The sequence below is a fragment of the Streptomyces sp. 8N114 genome (assembly GCF_052245835.1).
In the GTDB taxonomy this organism is placed as follows: domain Bacteria; phylum Actinomycetota; class Actinomycetes; order Streptomycetales; family Streptomycetaceae; genus Streptomyces.
In genome coordinates, this window is record NZ_JBQQBT010000055.1 from 1 (window position 1) to 2,726 (window position 2,726).

The 2,726-nt window shown below is 64.1% G+C and carries 2 protein-coding genes; both read left to right on the plus strand.

From position 1 onward, the window contains the following. The first annotated feature begins 518 nt into the window (after positions 1–518). Positions 519–1,109, plus strand: coding sequence for a DUF5819 family protein (locus ACTWQF_RS36690; protein WP_443284112.1), 591 nt, complete (start codon positions 519–521; stop codon positions 1,107–1,109). Between the two features lie 85 nt (positions 1,110–1,194). Beyond that, on the plus strand, positions 1,195–2,304 hold the full coding sequence (locus ACTWQF_RS36695) for an HTTM domain-containing protein (protein ID WP_443284113.1): 1,110 nt from the start codon (positions 1,195–1,197) through the stop codon (positions 2,302–2,304). Positions 2,305–2,726 lie beyond the last annotated feature (422 nt).

Sequence of the window (2,726 nt, forward strand, 5' to 3'; positions counted from 1 at the left end):
CCTGCAAGGGCCACAGCCACGGCAAGTGCGAGCACCACAAGCCCTGCAAGGGCCACAGCCACGGCAAGTGCGAGCACCACAAGCCCTGCAAGGGCCACAGCCACGGCAAGTGCGAGCACCACAAGCCTTCTGGCCACCACCACGGCAAGAAGTGTGAACACGGCAAGCGTGCCGGTGAAGGGCCCGAGCCCTGCCGACGGGCAGCGTGAGAATCCACGTTCTGGTCGACCCGCCGACTGACCGTTACGTGAATACGCGTACCGGGAGCCGGACGGAAATCTTGTCCGAGCGTGCACAGCAGGACCGGTAGATCCGGTCTTCAGCCGGTGGCGCACCGGGTTATCGGTGGGAGAAGTTGAGCGGGCGGCGCAGAGTTCCGAGCTACTGGATGTGAGGGAATGGAAAGCGGACTGGTCGATGAAGTATCTACCGATGACGCAAGGGCAAGCACACCGAGACCGACCGGGGAAACGCCGCGCCTACGGGAGAGTTCTCCACTTTCCCGCCCGCTGCGACGAGTGATCGACATCGCCGCCACGCTGTGCGTGGCCACATGCCTCATTCATCTGCTTTTCGTCTTTCTGCACGTGGCACCACCCAGCACCATTTCGAAGCGTTTCCAGGATCGGATCAACGCATGGATCTTCCCTTTGTTCGAGCAGAACTGGAAGCTCTTCGCCCCGAACCCGGAATCTTTTAATCAGAAGATCTCGGTGAGAACCATGCATACCACGAGAAACGGCACCCGCCAGGTCAGTGACTGGTTCGATCTGTCTGCCCTGGATGATGCAGCCGTCAGGCACAGTGTCTTTCCTAGCCACACTGCGCAGAACACCCTGCGCAGGGCTTGGACTTCTTATCTCGAGACACACGGCGGGAACGATCAGCCCCATTCGGATCGGGCCCGAATGATGCAGGAGTATCTGAGCAACATCGCGGCGGACCGGGTCGCTGCGCATCGGCGGGGCCCCTTCCAGAGCGTTCAGCTACGTGTGCGTACCCGTCCGATCGCCGCGTCGGCAGCCGAAGGGAATCCTCAGCAAACGACACCCCCTCGTGAAGAGGTCCGGCATCTGCCCTGGTGGGAGGTGACCCCCCGTGCGAACTGAGCGCCCGAATCTCCCGAGCTCGCCCCGTGGGCGGCAGACCACCGCACAGCTCGCCGGTACCGCGAGGAAACGAACGTTCGACACTCTGAGGTCCTGTCGTGTCGCCCTCACCGAGCAGGCCGGTTACCTGTACGCCGCGGCGGCGCTGCGCATCGGCTATGGGTTCCTCTACTTCGTCTTCCTCCTGCGGGAATTCCCGCACCGTGACGAAATCTGGGGCCCCGGTTCGCCGTGGACGCCTGCCCTCGCCAACGAGTTGTTCGTGCAGACCGGCTGGTCCAGCATCCTCACTCTGTACCCGGGACGCCTGTACTTCGAGACCTGCTACGCCCTGGCCATCGTCACCTCCCTGCTCTTCATGCTGGGCTGGCGAACAAGGGCCGTCTCCGTCGCCTTCGCGGTCATCGTGGCCTCGTTCCACGCACGGACCATCTTCATGACGGACGGCGGAGACAATCTGATCCTTCTCATGTCCCTCTACCTCTGCCTCACCGCATGCGGACGCCGGTGGTCCCTCGACGCGCGCAGGCGCCGGCTCCATTCCAGTGCGGCGAGTGCGGGGCTTCCGGCACCCGCGGAGATCGCCAGCGTGCGGCACCAACTCGGGACCACGCGGCGACACCTGGTGACGCTCATCCACAACTGCGGGATGCTGGTCATCGCGGCCCAGATCTGCCTCCTCTACGGGGCCGCGGGGCTCTACAAAGTGCAGGGCAGTTTCTGGGGTGACGGAACCGCCCTCCACTACGCACTCAACATCGACTTGTTCCGGCCATGGCCCGCCCTGTCGCAGATGGTCGACCGTCAGACGATCTTCATCGCTGTCGCCGGATATCTGACGGTGCTGCTTCAAGTAGCTTTCCCGTGCCTGTTGTTCAGCAGACTGAAGTACGTCCTCCTCCCGATGCTCCTCGGCATGCACCTGGGGATCGCGGTACTTATGGGACTCCCGTACTTCTCCGCCGCCATGATCGTCGCCGACGCCGTATTCCTCCCCGACCGCTTCTACACCTCCGTGGCGCGCTTCCTGCGGCGGAAGGGAGGCCAGGAGGCCGACGGGAAGCCGGGAGCTGCCACCCCGGCGCAGAGCTCACTCCTGCCCTCGCAGCCTCGATCAGCGGACATGGGACAGAACCCACTGGGCCCCACTGGAACAGATCGCCGGTTCGCGACCGGTTCCGCGCCGCCTCCGTAATCCCGTCCGGGGTTCTGGCTCGCTATCCGTGACGCTGTCACTGTCGGTCACACCAGCAGGACTCTGGGCACCCTCCACCAGGTGCAGACCCGCACCACCGTGCGAGGACACGGCGTCGGCCTCGCACTCATGGAAGAAGCCCACCGGCCTCACAATCGCCGTGACCGTGGTCCACGGCTGGTCCACACACCCTGATCAAAGTCGAGACACCAGCGCACAGGGTGAGACACCCGCACAGCGAAGGGGCACCACCTGCACGGTGGTGCCCCTTCGTGAGCTGGGCCTTCATTCAGGCTGCGGAGGCGGTGGGATTTGAACCCACGGAGGTGTTGCCACCTCTACGGTTTTCAAGAGGGTCACGGCGCATGGGCGTGCGATGCGTTGACCTGCGTGGACGAGGATGCACTGGCGCCCAGGAAGGC